Annotated in this window: 17 protein-coding genes; 8 read left to right on the top strand and 9 right to left on the bottom strand. The window is 60.2% G+C overall.

Annotated elements, in window-relative coordinates:
- Positions 1-323 precede the first annotated feature (323 nt).
- Positions 324-2,675 carry an OmpA family protein gene (locus ACQY8Q_RS24145; protein ID WP_428428992.1) on the top strand — a complete coding sequence of 784 codons (2,352 nt, stop codon included), beginning with the start codon at positions 324-326 and terminating at the stop codon, positions 2,673-2,675.
- A gap of 129 nt (positions 2,676-2,804) precedes the next feature.
- Complete coding sequence (locus ACQY8Q_RS24140) at positions 2,805-3,539, top strand: polysaccharide deacetylase family protein (RefSeq protein WP_428428991.1); 735 nt, start codon at positions 2,805-2,807, stop codon at positions 3,537-3,539.
- 7 nt (positions 3,540-3,546) lie between these two features.
- Here ACQY8Q_RS24140 and mobB read toward each other — a convergent pair whose 3' ends face one another.
- The 4 genes from mobB to ACQY8Q_RS24120 are packed head-to-tail and all read right to left on the bottom strand — an operon-like array spanning position 3,547 to position 5,835.
- A complete protein-coding gene (gene mobB / locus ACQY8Q_RS24135) occupies positions 3,547-4,080 on the bottom strand; it encodes a molybdopterin-guanine dinucleotide biosynthesis protein B (RefSeq protein ID WP_428428989.1) in 534 nt (177 codons plus the stop codon).
- The gene (gene mobA / locus ACQY8Q_RS24130; RefSeq protein WP_428429859.1) at positions 4,077-4,733 is read right to left on the bottom strand and encodes a molybdenum cofactor guanylyltransferase MobA; all 657 of its coding nucleotides are present in this window, start codon (positions 4,731-4,733) and stop codon (positions 4,077-4,079) included. Before mobA ends, mobB begins: the two co-directional genes overlap by 4 nt.
- Before the next feature lie 28 nt (positions 4,734-4,761).
- Positions 4,762-5,667 carry a DMT family transporter gene (locus ACQY8Q_RS24125; RefSeq protein ID WP_428428988.1) on the bottom strand — a complete coding sequence of 302 codons (906 nt, stop codon included), beginning with the start codon at positions 5,665-5,667 and terminating at the stop codon, positions 4,762-4,764.
- An 18-nt stretch (positions 5,668-5,685) separates the two neighbouring features.
- On the bottom strand, positions 5,686-5,835 hold the full coding sequence (locus tag ACQY8Q_RS24120) for a hypothetical protein (protein WP_428428987.1): 150 nt from the start codon (positions 5,833-5,835) through the stop codon (positions 5,686-5,688).
- A 284-nt stretch (positions 5,836-6,119) separates the two neighbouring features.
- Here ACQY8Q_RS24120 and ACQY8Q_RS24115 point away from each other — a divergent pair, with 284 nt between their 5' ends.
- Entirely contained in the window at positions 6,120-8,672 is a 2,553-nt protein-coding gene (locus ACQY8Q_RS24115; RefSeq protein WP_428428985.1) for a methyl-accepting chemotaxis protein, read from the top strand.
- 328 nt (positions 8,673-9,000) lie between these two features.
- Here ACQY8Q_RS24115 and ACQY8Q_RS24110 read toward each other — a convergent pair whose 3' ends face one another.
- Positions 9,001-9,921, bottom strand: a complete 921-nt coding sequence (locus ACQY8Q_RS24110) for an aminoglycoside phosphotransferase family protein (protein ID WP_428428984.1) — start codon at positions 9,919-9,921, stop codon at positions 9,001-9,003.
- Between the two features lie 34 nt (positions 9,922-9,955).
- Entirely contained in the window at positions 9,956-10,945 is a 990-nt protein-coding gene (gene moaA / locus ACQY8Q_RS24105) for a GTP 3',8-cyclase MoaA (RefSeq protein WP_428429858.1), read from the bottom strand.
- 296 nt (positions 10,946-11,241) lie between these two features.
- Here moaA and ACQY8Q_RS24100 point away from each other — a divergent pair, with 296 nt between their 5' ends.
- Positions 11,242-11,616: a gamma-butyrobetaine hydroxylase-like domain-containing protein gene (locus ACQY8Q_RS24100; protein WP_428428983.1), complete on the top strand. Its 375-nt coding sequence runs from the start codon at positions 11,242-11,244 to the stop codon at positions 11,614-11,616.
- Between the two features lie 18 nt (positions 11,617-11,634).
- Here ACQY8Q_RS24100 and ACQY8Q_RS24095 read toward each other — a convergent pair whose 3' ends face one another.
- The gene (locus ACQY8Q_RS24095) at positions 11,635-12,120 is read right to left on the bottom strand and encodes a MarR family winged helix-turn-helix transcriptional regulator (protein WP_428428982.1); all 486 of its coding nucleotides are present in this window, start codon (positions 12,118-12,120) and stop codon (positions 11,635-11,637) included.
- 47 nt (positions 12,121-12,167) lie between these two features.
- On the opposite strand from ACQY8Q_RS24095, the gene ACQY8Q_RS24090 reads away from it, so the two are divergent.
- The 4 genes from ACQY8Q_RS24090 (at position 12,168) to ACQY8Q_RS24075 (ending at position 15,080) form a co-directional block, all read left to right on the top strand.
- Entirely contained in the window at positions 12,168-13,082 is a 915-nt protein-coding gene (locus tag ACQY8Q_RS24090) for an alpha/beta hydrolase (RefSeq protein WP_428428981.1), read from the top strand.
- 105 nt (positions 13,083-13,187) lie between these two features.
- Positions 13,188-13,796: a pyridoxamine 5'-phosphate oxidase family protein gene (locus ACQY8Q_RS24085; protein WP_428428979.1), complete on the top strand. Its 609-nt coding sequence runs from the start codon at positions 13,188-13,190 to the stop codon at positions 13,794-13,796.
- 110 nt (positions 13,797-13,906) lie between these two features.
- Positions 13,907-14,293, top strand: a complete 387-nt coding sequence (locus tag ACQY8Q_RS24080; protein ID WP_428428977.1) for a hypothetical protein — start codon at positions 13,907-13,909, stop codon at positions 14,291-14,293.
- Positions 14,277-15,080 (top strand): M15 family metallopeptidase, encoded by an 804-nt coding sequence (locus tag ACQY8Q_RS24075; protein WP_428428975.1) that lies wholly within the window; start codon positions 14,277-14,279, stop codon positions 15,078-15,080. Before ACQY8Q_RS24080 ends, ACQY8Q_RS24075 begins: the two co-directional genes overlap by 17 nt.
- Before the next feature lie 75 nt (positions 15,081-15,155).
- On the opposite strand, the gene ACQY8Q_RS24070 is transcribed toward ACQY8Q_RS24075, so the two are convergent.
- Positions 15,156-16,223: a GGDEF domain-containing protein gene (locus ACQY8Q_RS24070; protein WP_428428973.1), complete on the bottom strand. Its 1,068-nt coding sequence runs from the start codon at positions 16,221-16,223 to the stop codon at positions 15,156-15,158.
- A 184-nt stretch (positions 16,224-16,407) separates the two neighbouring features.
- Complete coding sequence (fumC, locus tag ACQY8Q_RS24065) at positions 16,408-17,874, bottom strand: class II fumarate hydratase (protein ID WP_428428972.1); 1,467 nt, start codon at positions 17,872-17,874, stop codon at positions 16,408-16,410.
- Positions 17,875-17,911 lie beyond the last annotated feature (37 nt).

Genomic DNA, 17,911 nt, shown 5'->3' with positions numbered 1-17,911 from the left:
GTCGTTGCGATCGGGCTGAGGCGATATTCCTACGCTTTAAATGGAAAAATCAACAGGAAAGCAGCGCCAGCTTCATGAAATGTCTGCACATCCTCATGTCTTTGCACTGGTTGAGCGCCGATGCCGGCCTATGTCTGGCGAAGATGAACGCAACATTCATGCTGAGTTAATGCAGGCTTGGCTAATCGTCCTTAGCTGATTTGAACCGGTTTGCCTTTTTTTCACCGCTTGGCCTGTCCAAAGAGCGGGTGAACGACTGAAGGACAGGGATGTCTTTCCGGCTCAAGACAACGAAAACGGAACCTCTGAAGGAGGAGACATTTATGAGCATCCGATCCAAACTTTTCGCGACGGTGGCGTTTCCCATGCTGTCGATCTCGGTCGCAATCCAGCCGGCCTTGGCCGATAGTCTGATGAAGCCTTTCGAGGTGGCGCAGGAAGATGGGGCCGCCCAGGCTGACGGCGGCGAGCAGGCACCGGAAGAGGTGATCAAGAAACGCCGTCCGCGCGCCGAGCAGTCCGGGGAGCAGCCCGCTCAGGAAGAAGAGCAGCAGCCAAACCGCGCGGAGCGCCGCAAGGCGCGCCAGGATGCCGAGCAGCAGCAGGAAGCACAGCCTGCACAGGAAGAACAGCCGGCGCAGGAGGAGCAGCCAAGCCGCGCCGAGCGCAGGAAGCAGAAGGCCGAACAGCAGCAGCAAGAAGAGCAGGCCCAGCCTTCCGGCGATGACGACGCTGCAAAGGCAGCGGAAGAGAAGGCCAAGGCTCGCGCCGAGCGCAAGAAGCAGCAGGCCGAACAGCAACAGCAGGAAGAACAGGCCCAGCCGTCTGGCGACGATGACGCTGCAAAGGCAGCGGAAGACAAGGCCAAGGCTCGCGCCGAGCGCAAGAAGCGGCAGGCTGAACAGCAGCAGCAGGAAGAACAGGCCCAGCCGTCTGGCGATGACGATGCTGCCAAGGCTGCTGAAGACAAGGCCAAGGCTCGCGCCGAGCGCAAGAAGCAGCAGGCGGAACAGCAACAGCAGGAAGAACAGGCCAAGCCGTCTGGCGATGACGACGCTGCAAAGGCAGCCGAAGAGAAGGCCAAGGCTCGTGCCGAACGCAAGAAACAACAGGCTGAACAGCAACAGCAGGAAGAACAGACCAAGCCGTCTGGCGACGACGATGCTGCAAAGGCTGCTGAAGACAAGGCCAAGGCTCGCGCCGAGCGCAAGAAGCAGCAGGCTGAACAGCCGCAGCAAGAAGAGCAGGTCAAGCCGTCCGGTGACGACGAGGCTGCCCAGAAAGCTGCCGAGGAACGCCGGCGTATCCGTGCCGAGCAGAAGGCAAGGGCGCAGGCAGGCCAGCAGGATGACGGCCAGCAGCCGGTCGCCGAAGACGGGTTGCGCCCCGCAATCGATGACAATGGCGAGCCAGCCACCGATCGTAAAAGGCCTGATCGCCGCAAGCCGGCCCCTGAAGTCATCGATACGCGTAGCCAGGAAGAAAAGCAGGAAATCGCCCGCGACCCGTCCAAGAGCGACGAGACGGTGGTGCTTCCGGTCGATAATGGTGCTGCCGTTCTCGACAGCGACAAGGATGCGGACAATGCCGATGGCAATGCCCGCGAAGACCGCCGCAAGCAGCGTGAACGCGCCCGGGCCGAAGACGACAATGTCGAGGTGCCAAAGAGCGACGCAGAAGCCCAGTCGAGCCGCAGGGACCGCCGTCCGAGCCGCGAGGAACTGGGAGCTGGTCTCCGCGAAGAAGGCCGCCGCGTCGAACGCGTGCCGGAATTCGGTGTCAACGAGCTGATCGACGCCTTCACGGGCAATAATGGCCGGCGTCCGCGCGTCGACGAGACCCGCGACAACCGCACGGTTCTCGATTTCGGCGACCAGATCATCGTTCGCAGCGACGATCGTCCACGCCTGCGCCGCAACGCCCAGGAAACCTATTATGAAGAACTGTCGCGCGGCCGGTCGCGCGAGACTATCGAGCGGCCGAACGGCATTCGCATCGTGACGATCTACAATCGCTATGGCGATATCATGCAGCGTTCGCGCATCGATCAGGACGGACGCGAGTATCTGATGATCTACGCGCCGGAAGCCGATGAGGGTCCGCGGCCGCCGGCCTACGATGTCGGTGAAGACCTGCCGCCGATGCGCCTGCGCGTACCGGTTCGCGATTACATCATCGATACATCGAGCGAGCCCGACCGCGACTACTACGACTTCCTGGCCGAGCCGCCGGTGGAGCGGGTCGAGCGGACCTACACGATCGACGAAGTGAAGAACTCGGCCCGTATCCGCGACAAGGTGCGCCGTATCGATCTCGATACGATCACCTTTGCGACCGGCAGCGCGGAAGTCCCGCTTTCGCAGGCGAAAACCCTGCGCAAGGTGGCCGATGCCATGCTGGAAGTGATCGAAAAGGATCCGGGCGAAACCTTCTTCATCGAAGGTCACACGGATGCCGTCGGTGGCGACGAGCCGAACCTGGTGCTGTCGGACGAGCGCGCCGAATCGGTGGCATCGCTGCTGACCGAGGTCTACGATATCCCGGCTGAAAACCTGGTGACGCAGGGCTACGGAGAGCGCTTCCTCAAGGTTCGTACCCAGGTTGCCGAACAGCAGAACCGCCGCGTGACAATCCGTCGCGTGACGCCGCTGGTCCGTCCGGTAGCCCAGAAATAGCCATAGTCCGGTTTCTCTGATGGAGACGCCGTTTCAGACGGCCCGGTGCGCAAGCGCCGGGCCGTTTTGCATGGTCTTTACGTTTTTCCGGTATCGAGGCCGGATCGCATACCGCATTGTGAGTTCCCGATGAAAACCCTTGTTGCCGCACTTCTGTTTAGCGTTTTGGCTGGCCATGCCTCTTTCGCCGCAACCCGGCTGTTGGAGCCGCAGCTTCGGCTTGAAAGCCAGGAGAAGGGAGCAGTGCCGCGCGTCGCCCTGACCTTCGATGCCTGCAGTGGGAAGACGGACGAGCGTATCTTGTCGACGCTGATCGATAACCGTATTCCTGCAACCATTTTCGTGACGGCCCGCTGGGTGAAGCGCAACGCCGCGGCAATGGCCGTCTTCAAGGCGCATCCGGATCTGTTCGAGATCGAGAATCACGGGGCGATGCATGTTCCGGCCGTCGATCGTCCCGTGTCGATCTACGGAATCGCCGCCGCCGGAAGTCCGCAGGCCGTCGAGACGGAAGTCGCTGGTGGTGCAGCCGCAATCGTGGCACAGGGATTGCAGCCGCACTGGTTTCGGGGCGCGACGGCGAAATACACCCTGTCATCGATCGGGCAGATCCGGCAGATGGGTTTTCGTGTTGCCGGATATTCGGTGAACGGTGATGGCGGTTCGCTGCTGGGGGCGGGGGCCGCGCAAAAGCAGTTTTTGTCGGCCAGGGATGGTGACGTGATCATCGCCCATATCAACCAGCCGACCCATGCAGCCGGTTATGGCGTCGTCAAAGGTATCCTGGATCTGAAGGCCAAGGGATACGCATTCGTCCGTCTGAATGACGCAACGGAAGACGGCAGCGACGAAACCAGCAACTGATTCTCTTTCAATCCTGTTTTTTCAAGCCGGTGGTGCGCTCGATGAAATCGGCGATGGCCAGCGTGTCGTTGAGATCGAACACGATGAGCCCGCTGTCCTCGACCGGGTGGTCTGCAGCAATGGCTATGATGTGTGGATCGGTAGGTGCGAGCGGCTCGCGGTTTTTTGAGTCCAGCCGGCGGGCCTCGATCTTCGGAATGGGTTCGCGCTTGTAGCCTTCGATCAGCACCAGATCGCACGGGGCAAGGCGTGCGAGGATTTCCGGGAATGTCGGTTCAGCCGCGCCCCGCAATTCGTGCATGATGGCATAGCGCGTGCCTGAGACGATCGTCACTTCATGGGCGCCGGCTTCGCGATGGCGAAAACTGTCGGCACCGACCTTGTCGATATCGAAATCATGATGGGCATGCTTGACCGTTGAGACGCGATAGCCGCGCTGCGTCAGTTCGGTGACGAGGCGGACGGCAAGGCCGGTCTTGCCTGAATTCTTCCAGCCGGCGATGCCGAAGACTTTCGGGCCGGCGGTTTCTGGCGGTGTCATCGTTCAATCCTCTCGATAAGCGGCAGCCAGCGTTCGGCCGTTTCGAGGTCGGCAGGCGTATTGATGTTGAAGAACGGGTCGATCGGTCCGCCCACCGTTTCGATCATGGGGAAATCGACCTTCGCCACCGGGTGACGTTCGATGAAGCCGCGTACCCGGCGTTTGTCGTCGGTCAGCAGCCAATGTTCAAGTTCATCGGCGAGGGCGACCGGCCAGAGGGCGAACACCGGGTGCATGACGCCGGCCGAATAGGCGACGGCGATCTCGCTGGGCTGGGTTATCGCTGCCTGAAGGCGTGCAACAAGGTCCGGTGGAAAGAACGGTGTGTCAGTCGGAACGGTGGCGACGTGGCTAACCACAGCAGAATGTCTTGCCGCATGGCGCATGCCCGAAAGCACGCCTGCCATAGGTCCCACATGGCCTGGAACGGTATCACCAAAGACGGCAATGGCGGGAGCAAGGTCCAGGTCGGTGCTCATGTTGCTGTTGACGCTAAGGCCGGCCGTCTGTGGGGCAAGGCGTTCGATGACATGATGGACAAGCGGTTTGCCGCCAAGCATCACAGCCGCCTTGTCTTGGCCCATGCGCGAAGACAGGCCGCCGGCCAGGACGACGCCGCGCGGGAGATTTGCCGATGGGGTTGCCGATACAATCATCGAGCTGTCCTGCCTTTCAGTCCCGTCATTTCGGCGATCCCGGTTCGGACTGCTGCGCGAGGACGGTCCGCCGTTTGTTTTCGCGGGTGAATGTATAAAGCCCGGACGCGATGATGATCGCCACGCCCGTGACCATCCAGACATCCGGCTCCTCGGTAAAGAACAGGACACCGATGCTGATCGACCAGATCAGGCTTGTATAGCGGAAGGGAGCGACGATAGCGATTTCGCCGTTGCGCATGGCCAGCACGATACACTGATAGCCGACAAGAAGCAGCAGGCTGGCGGCGGCCAGAATGCCGATCGAGGCCATCGACATTGGCTGCCAGCCACCGAGTGGCACGATCAAGACCGCACCCGTCATTGTTATGACCGTGGCGGTGATGACGGAAATGAACAGCGACGGCACGGCGGGGTCGATCCGCCGGGTGCACAGATCCCGGATGGCCGCAAAGACCACCGAGGCCACGACGCTGAGTGCTGCGCCGGTGAAACCTTCCGGCCCGGGCCTGAGCACGATCAGCACGCCAGCGAAACCGACAAGGATTGCCAGCCAGCGCTGCCAGCCGACGGGTTCGCCGAGGAACAGCGCTGCTCCCAGCGTGACGGCCAGTGGCAGTGCCTGCAGGATCGCCGAGGCATTGGCGAGCGGGATTTGCCCGAGCGCGTAGATATAGGAGATCGAGGCGCCGACTTCGGCAGCGATGCGCAGGGCGACCACCGGTGACAGAACCAGCCGGAACGAGCGCATGGCGCCGAAATGGCGCGCGAGCAGCATAACCAGCACCGATGTGAAGAAGCCGCGTACCAGCATGATCTGGCCGGTGTTCATGACGCCGGTGACGGATTTTATCAACGCGTCGTTGCAGGTGAAGCCCGCCATGGCCAAACACATGAAAATGGCGCCGCGAAAATTGGCGGTAGGTTGCATTATTCCAAAAATCCGTTCTCAGCGCTGCCCGGTTTTACAAATCAGCGATGCGGCGGGCTGGAAGTCTGCGCTGCTGGTCTTGCCTATCTCTAAAGCATCGGCATTTCTTTTATGCAACTGCGATCCTTCGTGTGTTTGAATTGATCGCAGCAATGCAAGAATAGCCATTTCCATCAGTCTTGTAGAACCGCGAAATATGGCTGTGCCGATTTTTTAAGCGCAAGATTAAACCTCGGTATTTTTGGCGAAATATTAAGTTTCGCTGCCTATCTTGCCGGAATTCCGCTGCCCTTCGCATGATGCGAATAAGGTTGACGTAACGGCAAGTATTTCCGTTCAGGTCAACCGGATGACATTCCGGTAAGCACTATCGCTGCGCCCCGGTTCGTTCGTTCTCAACCAGAGAGCAATCTGGCGGAAATGTCCGATTTGCTCAACATCTGGAGTACGGAATGTCCCTGATCGATCGCTCTTTGCAGCGCCTGCGCATTGTCACCAAGGTTTTGCTGTTCGTCGTGCCGCTGGTGGTGCTCATCGCAGGTATTGGCCTTGTCGGTTATTTTACCGCGAGCACGCTGAACGGGCACATGACCGTGACACGGGAAACGATCAACAATCTCTCCGATTTCCAGTCGCTGCGCAGTGGGCTGCAAAGTTTTGTCGATAATCCCACCGAGGAGGCGCGCTCAGCGCTTGCCGGCCGCATCGACGAGCAGGAAAGCGGTATTCGTACACTGGATGGCCTGCTGACCGCCGGCGAAGACAAGGCCAAGGTCCACTCGGTCGTTTCGCTCGGGGAAGCGATGCGCGGGCAACAGGACAAGCTCTGGTCGATCAAGACTGAGCGCGACACTGTCACGGCCTCGCTCGATGCGGCGCTGGCCGACATGACGGCGCAGGGCAACACCGCCTTCAAGCAGATCGACATCCTGCGCAAGGAATCCGGCGAGAAGGAATCCTTTGCAAAGGCGCTGCTGTTCGATGCTGCCGCCTATCAGGGGCTTGCCGAACGCATCAAGAAATTCCGCCTGCCGGTCACCATGGCGATGGCGCCGGATGCCAAGGTGCAACAGGCCGCCACGCTGATGCCGCACCTGCGCAAGCAGATCGCCGAAGCCGAAAAGATCGCGTCCGACAAGGTTTTGAAGCGGATTGGCGAAGTGAAGGCCGATACCATGGTCATTCAGGATATTCTGGCCAGCGGCGATACCAATGACGTCAAGAAGACGCAGCTCGGTTCGGCAATGATCAAGTTTTCAAAATACGAAGCCGATTTCGCCAAGGAAGCCGTCGCCAATTCGGACACGGCGGCCAAGCGTTTTGTCGGCATGGACAGCGAGATTTCGACCCTGAAGACGCTGATCGGCCTGATGAACGAGACCTTCAAGGGACTTGACGATACACGGTTGCATATCAGCGAACTGCACCGCAAGCTCGATACGGCGAGCCGTGACAGCGTGATTGCCGATATTGCCGCAGTGCGCGAAAGCGTGACGAAGCTGTCCGAAATGGGCGCCAAGAATGCGGCGCTGCGCGATCTGGCCGGCAAGCTGGCACCGTCGCTTGAGCAGATCGATACCGGCACGGCCCAGCTGATCGATGTCGGCGCCCGCTGGCAGGCAGCCAAGGCTGAAGCGGCAACACTGGTGGCAGACGCCAGCCAGACGCTGGAGAATTTCGTCAGTAGTGCCCAGGAAGCAGGCAAGAAGGACAGCCAGCGTTCTGCCGATGTGTCGATCATCGCCATGGTTGCCGGCACGCTGCTCGCCATCGTCGGCGGCCTGATGCTGATCGAGACCCTGCGCGGTCCGCTGAAGCGGGTGACCGAGACGATGACGCGGCTTGCCAATGGCGATCTCGAGGTCGCCATCGAAGGCCGCAATCGCGGTGATGAGATCGGCGACATGGTGCGCTCGGTTGCCGTGTTCCGTGACAATGCCGTTGAAAACGTCCGGCTGGGCCAGGAGGCGGAAGCCGCCCGCACGCTATCGGCCGAAGAGGAAGCTCTTCGCCGCCGCGAACGCGCCCGCATCGAGGCCGACCAGATGGAAGCGTTGACTGCGCTCTCCGACGTGCTCGCCAAGCTCGCCGACGGCAATCTGGAGGAGGGCATGGCGGAGGATCTGTCCGAAGATTACATCGTCATGGCCCGCACCTATAACAACGCCGTCGAGGCGCTGCGGGCGACGCTGATCGATGTCCGCTCGGTGACCGACGAGATCACCAGCGGAACCGGCAATCTGGCAACCTCCGCAGACGATCTTGCCCGCCGCACCGAACAGCAGGCGGCAGCACTGGAAGAAAGCTCGCGCGCCCTTGGCCAGTTGACGGAAATCGTCCGCTCGACGGCCGAAAGTGCCCGCAAAACTACCGTCTCGGTTGATCAGACCCACAGCTATGCGAAGCACTCCGGCGAAGTCGTCGCCAAGGCAATCGACGCGATGGCGGCAATCAACAAGTCGTCAGACAAAATTTCGACGATCATCGGCGTCATCGACGAGATCGCCTTCCAGACCAACCTTCTGGCGCTGAATGCCGGGGTCGAGGCAGCCCGTGCCGGTGATGCCGGCCGCGGCTTTGCCGTCGTCGCTCAGGAAGTCCGCGAGCTTGCCCAGCGCTGTGCGGGGGCCGCGCGCGAGATCAAGGGGCTGATTTCGGAAAGCTCTGTGCAGGTGCGCGGTGGCGTGGAGCTGGTACAGGAAACCGGCAAGGCACTGACCGTCATCAACGATCACATCTCGACCATCCACCAGCTAGTCAGCAACATCGAATCGGCTGCCGCCGACCAGTATCGCGGCCTCAACGAGGTCAACGAGGCGGTGCGCGAGGTCGAGCTGATCACCCAGCAGAACGCCGCCATGGTCGAGGAAAACACCGCGGAAATCCACGGTCTGCGCCATCAGGTCGATATCCTCAACGAGAAGATCGAACGCTTCAAGACCGGCACCAGCCGCTCGGTATCGGGTGGCCGGGTGCAGGCGTATGGCAGAAGCTACGCGGCTTGAGGCGTGAAAGGTTGATGCGCCTGGAGGCTCCTTAAAACGAGCGGCTCAGACCCGCGACGAACGTAACCTTTGAAAATTGGGCTCACCTCTTATCATTTTGGTACCTAATTTCCCCATCATGCTCGCCCTTGTGGCGGGCATCCAACCAGGTCAAGTCTTTCAGCTGGAATAGTCCTTTGACCCGACCGACGTCGGGTCACTGGATCCCCAGCACAGGGGTGAGGATGACGGAGTTTGAGGTAGTCCATCTGCCAGAAAGACCATCCGTAGAGTTTCTCGGAAGTCAGTGCCGCCCGGTTTAAAACGGCCGGCTTTTCGTTGCTACAGGTCAGTCGCCCAATCCGTCCGCATGATCGGCAAGAACCTGCCTGATGGCGTGACGTGATATTGCAACGAGGGTCGGGTTGGTATCGAGGTAGTAAGGCAGGGCGACGACTGCGACGGACAGGGCCCAGCCTCTGGCTCTGCCCCATGTTGCGTCGTCAACGGTAACGCCAGAGCGGAACGTGGCGCGGGCCTCGGGCGTCAGCAGGTTCCAGCCGACCATCAGGTCACATGCGGGATCGCCGATGCCGAGACCGCCGAAGTCTATGACGGCGGTGAGACGTCCCTGTTCGGTCAAAAGGTTTCCGGCGTGAATATCGCCATGGAGCCAGACGGGTGGCTTGTCCCACGGCTCGATCTCCAGAGCGGCATTCCAGGCTCGTATCAACGGAGCCGTTTCAATGATGCCGTTCAGGCTTTCGATTGCGGCCCGCGTTTGTGCATCCCGACTGGCCAGCGAAGCACCGCGAAAAAAATTATGGGCGCCCGGTGGCGGGCCGCCGGTGATGTCGATTTTCTGCAAAGCAGAGACGAATGGGGAAAGACTGACGGCAGCCTCGTGCAGATCAGCGATCGGGCTGACAACAGCGTCCTTGCCTGCGAGCCAACGGCAGACCGACCAATGGAAGGGATAGCCGGCTGCGGGGATGCCGAGCGCCAGCGGAACGGGAACTGCAAGCGGCAGGTGCGGGGCAAGGCGCGGGAGCCAACGGCTTTCCTTTTCCACCTGCTGGGCGGCGCCCGTACGGCGTGGCAGACGCACCGCCATGTCATCTCCCAGCCGGTAGATGGCATTGTCGGTACCGGCTGACAGGACGGCTTCGAGAGGAAGGCCGGCCCAATCTGGAAATTGTTCGGCGATCAGGCGGCTCACGAGTGGCTTGTTAATATCAAGCTCGTCGTCGTGCATCTTTGTGGTCGACATCGATATCCCGCGCCTGTCCCGAAAAGATTTTCTCTTAGCCGCCCGTGACGCTCATATGTCTGGCGACGGCGGGCTTGTTGCGGGTGCGGTCGATGATGAAGTCGTGGCCCTTGGGCTTGCGGGTGATCGCCTCGTCGATGACGGTCGACAGATAGGTGTCGTCATCGGAGGCGCGCAGAGCCGTGCGCAGGTCGGCGGCATCGTTCTGGCCGAGGCACATATAGAGCGTGCCGGTGCAGGTGAGGCGGACGCGGTTGCAGCTCTCGCAGAAGTTATGGGTCATCGGCGTGATCAGGCCAAGCCGGCCGCCGGTTTCCGCCACCTGCAGATAACGCGCCGGGCCGCCGGTCTTGTAGGCGATGTCGGAGAAGCTGAACTGTTCGGCAAGCGTGTCGCGCAATTCCGACAGCGGCATGTAGTGATCGGTGCGGTCCTCGTCGATCTCGCCCATCGGCATGGTTTCGATCAGCGTCAGGTCCATGCTGCGGCCATGCGCCCAGCGCATCATACCGGGGATTTCCGCGTCATTGAAGCCTTTGAGCGCGACGGCATTGATCTTGACATGGATGCCGGCGGCCTGTGCGGCATCGATGCCTTCCATGACCTTCGACAATTCGCCCCAGCGGGTGATCTGCTTGAATTTTTGGGGATCGAGCGTGTCGAGCGAGACATTGATACGGCGCACACCGCAATCGGCGAGCTCGGCAGCAAATTTCGACAGCTGCGAGCCGTTGGTGGTGAGTGTCAGCTCGTCGAGCGTGCCTGCATGCACATGCTTGCCGAGTTCGCGCACCAGGAACATGACGTTCTTGCGCACCAGGGGTTCGCCACCGGTCAGCCGCAATTTTCGCACACCCTTGGCGATGAAGGCGGAACAGAGCCGGTTCAGCTCCTCCAGCGTCAAAAGATCCTTCTTCGGCAGGAAGGTCATGTTCTCAGCCATGCAATAGGTGCAGCGGAAGTCGCAGCGATCCGTCACCGAAACCCTGAGATAGGTCACGGCCCGCCCAAACGGGTCGATCATCGGTGTTTTGGCATCGACCAGTTTATGGGCGCCGATCCTGTCAATGGTGACGGTATTCAAGACAATTCTCCCTATTCCTTCAATGTCGTGACCAAAACCGGCCGCGTCAAGGCGAAAGAGGGCAAAAGCATCAGAAAACCGGCGCGAAACACTTTCTTATGATCAGGGGAAGTGCGGGCTTATGATCAGGGGGAAGTGCGGGGTTATGATCAAGGAAAGTGCACGGCGCCGGCAGGCAATTCCCTCCGGGAGGAAACTGCGCTAGTGCTTCAGCGCACCAATGGAGACTGCATGGCATGAGCGATATCTGGCCGACCGAACTGCGCGTGTCAAAGGACCGTCATCGGCTAACGGTTGCCTTCAACGACAGCACGTCCGTCGATCTTTCGGCGGAAATGCTACGGGTTCTCTCGCCTTCAGCGGAAGTGCAGGGCCATGGACCGGGGCAGGGCCTGACCGTGCCCGGGAAGCGCAATGTCTCGATCATCTCGATGACGCCGACCGGCAATTACGGCGTGCGCATTGGCTTCGACGATGGTCACGATACCGGCATTTTTACCTGGAATTATCTGCGTGAGCTCGGCGCCACGGGCGAGACGCTGTTTGCGGCTTACGAACAGGATCTGGCTGACAAGGGCATGACCCGGGACAAGGCGGAAAAACCGCGCTGACGCGCGTCTTACCACTCGCTAGTCGAGCGCACCGTCCTCTTTCAACAGCCGCTGGATCAGCCGCTCCATCGATTGGGCGACCATCAGGCACTCCTCGATCGGTTCGCTCTCCAGCGACTTGTCGATCAGCGCCGTCTGGATCTCCATCGCCTGTTCGGTCAGGAGGCGGCCGCTTGCCGTCAGCGACAGCCGCAGCACGCGCTTGTCCTTCTCGTCGCCGCGCCGCTCGATCAGGCCGCGCTTTTCCAGAAGCGGTAGAAGCATGCTCATGTTGGAGCGGCCGACCAGCAGCTTTCGCGCCAGTTCCTGCTGCGAGATTCCGTCGAAGCGATAGAGGTTGATCAGGATATCCAGATGCGGCGGCTTGATGTCGAGCTCGGCAAGCTTGCGCGTCAGCGTCTGCTGCATCAGCTGGCAGGCGCGGGCGACGGCGATCCAGCTGCGGAAACGCGGATGATCCCAGGGAAAATGATGCTGTTCGATCGTCTCTTGCTTTTTGTTCATCGTTGTACAATAATGTTCATCATTGAACATTTAAAGGGAATCCCACTATGGCATCGTTTGCGATCAAGGTCACCCGCCTTGCGCTGAAAACCGTTGCGGCATTCTCACCGGAGTTGGCGGGGCGGTTGGCATTTCGCTTGTTCAGCATCACGCCATCCCGGACACCGAAGAGCGGCAAGGAAAAGACGGCACTTGCAGCAGCAATACCCGTCATGGCCAGAGCGCGGCCGGTGACGCTGTCGTTTGACGGCGGCTGGATCACGGCCAGGCATTTTGATGCGCTATCGAACGGCGACGCGGCCAAGCGCATACTGCTGGTGCATGGATGGGGATCACGCAGCGACTATCTGGCGGCGATGATCGACGGGCTGACGGCGGGTGGCGCCGAGGTGGTGGCCCTGGACTGGCCGGGACATGGTGCCTCGCCGGGCCGGACGTTGACCATGCCGGCTGCAGTCCGTGCCATCGATGCGGCGTGGCGGCAGTTTGGCGGCTTTAACGTTGCCGTCGGCCATTCGTTCGGCGGTGCAAGCCTTGCTTGTGCTGCCGGTGGCGTTGTGGATGATGTGCCGTCGCATGTTGCCCAGAAAATGGTGCTGATCGGCGCGCCCAGCGAGATGACCTGGCTTTTCAAAGGTTTCGGGAAATACCTCCGGCTTTCTGCCAGGACCCAGATGGCGCTGGAGGACATGGTCGCTCGCCTGTTCGGCCGCAGGCTCGAAGATTTCGATGCGGCCCGCATTCTTGGCATGGTAACGGCGCCGGTGCTGGTCATCCATGCTGAGGATGACAAGGAAGTTTCCGCCAACCATGCGCGGCGCTATGCGGCGGCAGGCGGCAATATCGAACTCGTGTGGGCAAACGGCCTCGGTCACCGCCGGATCGTCTCAGCCGCACCTGTCATCGCGCGGATCAATGCCTTCATTCATGCTGGAGCAGCGGACCGGCGAGAGGCTGCCTGAGCGAATTTCAAGATGCCGTCATAAACGTGTCATGCTATCGGTCGAAAGGATCGCCAGCGCCCCGTTGGAGAGGGGCTGGTGGAGATAGCGTCGATGGAGAACGGCATGACGATTATTCGCACGGTGGAAGAACTGAATGCGCTTTACGGTGGCGCGAGCGAAGCGTCGCTGGTCAAGGTCACCAGCCGGCTGACACCGGACTATGCCAGTATGATCGAGGCATCCCCGTTTGCAGCGCTTGCCACGGTCGGACCGGAGGGGCTCGACTGTTCGCCGCGCGGCGACGATGCCTGCGTCGTCCGGATCGCCGACGACAAGACCGTGCTGATGCCGGACTGGCGCGGCAACAACCGGGTTGATTCGCTCGCCAATATCGTCCGTGATCCACGCGTGGCCCTGATGTTTCTCGTGCCCGGCTCCACGACGACGATGCGGATTAACGGCACGGCCGTGCTTAGTGTCGATCCCGAGCTGACCGGATCGTTCGAGGTCGATGGCAAACATCCGCGCAGCGTCATCGTCGTTACGATCGGCGAAGTCTATTTCCAGTGCGCCCGGGCGTTGATCCGCTCGCAGATCTGGAATCCGGAGCGTTTTATCGATCCGCAGTCGTTGCCGACGCCAGGCACGTTGCTGAAGGCCGCCAAGGCGGATTTCGACAACGACACCTATGACCGTGAATGGCCGGAACGTGCCGCGAAAACCATGTGGTAGCGGCGCAAGGCCGGTCGAATAAATCCCGGTGATGAAACGTTTTTTCAACAACGAGCATCCTATTTCGTTCAATGAATACAAAACAAGATTTCGTCTGTCGGGGGATACACATGACATACAAGGCCGTTTTTCTGACAACCGTGATGGCGTTTGGCCCTTCGGCAGGCATTGCCCGCGCTGACCGGTTAGTCGAGGAATACAACGCCTATATCGGCGAGGAAGACCTCTACAACTCCAATGGTCAGGCGCTGACCGAACCATGGCAGGTTATCCGGCAGGACCGGGCGAACTATCATCGCTATGGCGTCAGCCAGCCCGGCGATGAGGGCGACAGTTTCTTCGCTTCCGCCAAGAACCGCGAAAAGGCCGAACGCATGCTCGAATACGGCACGATCGAGAGCCGTGCTGCCCGGGCGCTGCTGCAGGGCGGTTCCGTCATCACCGTGCAGATTTTCCGTGGTGCCGACGGCGACTATATCAATGTCACGGTCGATTGACCGGGAGCTCGCCAGCCTTGCATTTGCGGCCCTGCTGGCTGTCGCGTTTCCCGCCTTTTCTGCTGATCTGACGCTTACCCAGAAACTGGATTTACTGGTCTCGGCCTATCCCGATGGGCTTTCGAAGCATGAAGACGGGTCGGTCCGTTTTCGCGATGGGGGCTTTCTGCCGGTCGATGACGGCAAGGCCAAGAACCATGTGGAAAAACTGGCGGCAGGCGATATCGAGGACAGCCTATCCCAGATCTATCCGGCAGGCCCATGCGAGACCAAGCCCAATGTTAATTTCGATCCGGGCCGTATTCGCAGCGATGCGCTGATGATGCGGCTTTACGGCAAATCCGCAAACGAGGTGAAGGCATCGCTGGTTCCGGTCGAGTGGTTCGGCAAAACGCTTCGCGTCACAAACCGGCACGGTGCTGCGGCAGCGCTTGAAAAAGTGCGTGACGAGCTGAAGGCGATGCCAGAGATGAAGGCGTTTCTGGCGCCCTCGGCCGGTACCTTCAACTGGCGCAAGGTTTCCGGCGCACCCAACATGTCGGTCCACAGTTTCGGTGCGGCGATCGATATCAATACCAAATATGCGGATTACTGGATCTGGTCCGGTGGCAAGCCGGGCAGGGTGGCAGAATACAGGAATAAATACCCGATGAAGATCGTCGATGCCTTCGAGCGCCACGGTTTTATCTGGGGCGGGCGCTGGTATCACTACGACACCATGCATTTCGAATACCGCCCCGAACTGATCGCCATCGGCAAAGCGGCGGGTGTTTCTGCCTGCCGCTAGTGTGGCCGTTTCCCAGATCGCAAGAATAACAAAGGGCGCCACTTGGGCGCCCCTATCTGTCAATGGCATTGCCGTCTATTTGCGGTAGATCAGCCAGTTCTTGCCGGTATCCTTCTTCATGCCCTCTTCAAACAGGATTGTCCTGTTGCGGCCGGCGTTCTTGGCGCAATAGAGCGCAATGTCGGCCTTGTTGTAGAGGTCGGTCGGGTCGTCGGCATGCGATGCCTGGCAGACACCGACGGACAGCGTGATCGGGCCATAGTTGACGCCGGTCTTGGAATTCTTGAAGGGCGTGGTTGCCAGCGCATTGCGGATGCGCTCTGCCACCTGCAGGCTCTCCTCGAGGCTGTTGTCACCGAGGATGATGGCGAATTCCTCGCCGCCGGTGCGCGCCACAAAGGCGTCGCGGCGCAGGTTTGCACGGATGACCGTGCCGACGGTCGCCAGAATCTTGTCGCCGACCGGATGGCCGTAGCTGTCATTGACCTTTTTGAAGTGGTCGATGTCGGCAATCAACAGGCCGGTAAAGGTGCGCTGCTGGTCTGAATTGTAGATCGAGGCGAGTTTCTCATCGAATGCCCGGCGGTTGGCGAGGCGCGTCAGCGAATCCGTATTGGCGATGCGCTTGTATTCGTCCAGTTCCTGCCGGATGACTTCCATTTCGAAGGATTTCATCGACACGTTTTCGGCGCGTTCCTTGCCCTGGCTCATAGTGTCTGCCGTTGCCTCGGTCAAGAGGCTGACGCACTGGCGCAGGATTTCGGCGCTGGAACTGCTTTTGCCGGTGATGTTCTGATAGGTCTCATCCAGCAGCTTGTTGTAGTTCTCAAGCGCGAACTGTTCGTCTCTCAACAGCTTGAGAAGTTCAGCGAGCTCGCTTGTCAGATGGTTGTGGGCCCGGTCGATGCCTGCGGCATGATGGAAATGGCTGAAATAGCGGGCGCCGATCTCGTCCAGTTCTTCCTGGGTGGCACGGCTGCCGAGCGCAGCCAGTTCCTTGGTCAATTTGGGGTTGGAGCCAATATAAGCCTCATAATAAAGCTCATAGTTGCGCGGTAGCGGCGAGATACCCATGATGCGCATCGCATAGGTTACCTGCGCTGCGATGTCCGGTATTTGAGCCTTGTTCGAAGCCGCTTGCATGGCAAGCTCCTGTTTTGTTGTCTCCAGCCACTAGTTTTAGGGATTAAAGATTTTGGAAGGCTTAACGTTTGACAAATTTGGTCAATTAGATTGCACGTAGATAAAGCCTGTAGCATTGCCAAACGAAAACGGGCAGCCGTGATGGCTGCCCGAATGAACTACCGGAGATTGCGTCGATGCCAGATCAGGACGGGCTGATCATCGTTTCGGGGCGAACCGCCGCATCGAACTCGGCGTCGGTGACGTAGCCGCCGCCAACCGCCTCTTCGCGCAGGGTCGTGCCGTTTTTGTGGGCGGTCTTGGCGATCTTGGCTGCATTGTCATAGCCGATCTTCGGGGCCAGTGCCGTGACCAGCATCAGCGAGCGGTCGAGTGCCGCCTTGATATTGTCTTCGCGGGCCTCAATGCCGACAACGCAATTGTCGGTGAAGGAAACGACGGCGTCGGACAGCAGCTGTACCGACTGCAGGAAGTTATATGCCATCAGCGGATTGTAGACGTTGAGCTCGAAATGGCCCTGACTACCGGCAAAGGTCAGTGCTGCATTGTTGCCGAACACCTGGACGCAGACCTGCGTCAGGGCTTCGCACTGGGTCGGGTTGACCTTGCCCGGCATGATCGACGAGCCCGGCTCGTTTTCCGGCAGCGACAGTTCGCCAAGGCCAGAACGCGGGCCGGAGCCGAGGAAGCGGATGTCGTTGGCGATCTTGAACAGCGCTGCGGCAGCCGAGTTGATGGCGCCGTGGCTGAACACCATCGAATCGTGGGCGGCGAGCGCTTCGAACTTGTTGGGTGCGGTGACGAAGGCAATGCCGGTAATCTTGGCAATCTCATCGGCGACCTTTTCGGCAAAGCCGATCGGCGCGTTGAGGCCGGTTCCGACGGCCGTGCCGCCCTGAGCGAGTTCGCAGAGACCGGGAAGCGTCATTTCGATGCGCTTGATCGAGGATGCGACCTGCGCGGCATAACCGGAGAATTCCTGGCCGAGTGTCAGCGGGGTAGCGTCCTGCGTATGGGTGCGGCCGATCTTGATGATGTGATCGAAGGCCTTCACCTTGGCGACGAGCGCTGCGTGCAGATGCTTGAGTGCCGGCAGAAGGTCGTGAACGACGCGCTCGGCGCAGGCAATGTGCATGGCCGTCGGATAGGTGTCGTTCGACGACTGGCTCATGTTGACGTGGTCGTTCGGGTGCACCGGCTTTTTCGAGCCCATGACGCCGCCGAGCATTTCGATCGCCCGGTTAGAGATGACTTCGTTGGCGTTCATGTTCGACTGTGTGCCGGAACCGGTCTGCCAGACGACGAGCGGGAAATGATCGTTGAGCTTGCCGTCGATGACTTCCTGAGCGGCCGCGATGATCGCGTTGCCGATGACTGGATCAAGACCCTGCAGTTCCATGTTGGCGCGGGAGGCTGCCTGCTTGACGACGCCGAGTGCGCGCACGATCGACAGCGGCTGCTTTTCCCAGCCGATCTTGAAATTGCCGAGCGAGCGTTGCGCCTGTGCGCCCCAATAGCGGTCGCTGGCGACTTCGATCGGGCCGAACGTATCTGTTTCCGTGCGCGTTGATGTCATCGTAATCCCTGCTTTCGTCATTCGGTAGCAAGGCCGGGCGGCGTCGATACCGTAGGGTGGATGAGGCCGCCGCATCGCGACGGTCTGAAGCTGTGATGCGGTTCTCTCTGGC

It is taken from the genome of Pararhizobium sp., from assembly GCF_965279435.1.
GTDB lineage: Bacteria > Pseudomonadota > Alphaproteobacteria > Rhizobiales > Rhizobiaceae > Pararhizobium.
This window is presented reverse-complemented; position numbering and strand designations above follow the sequence as displayed.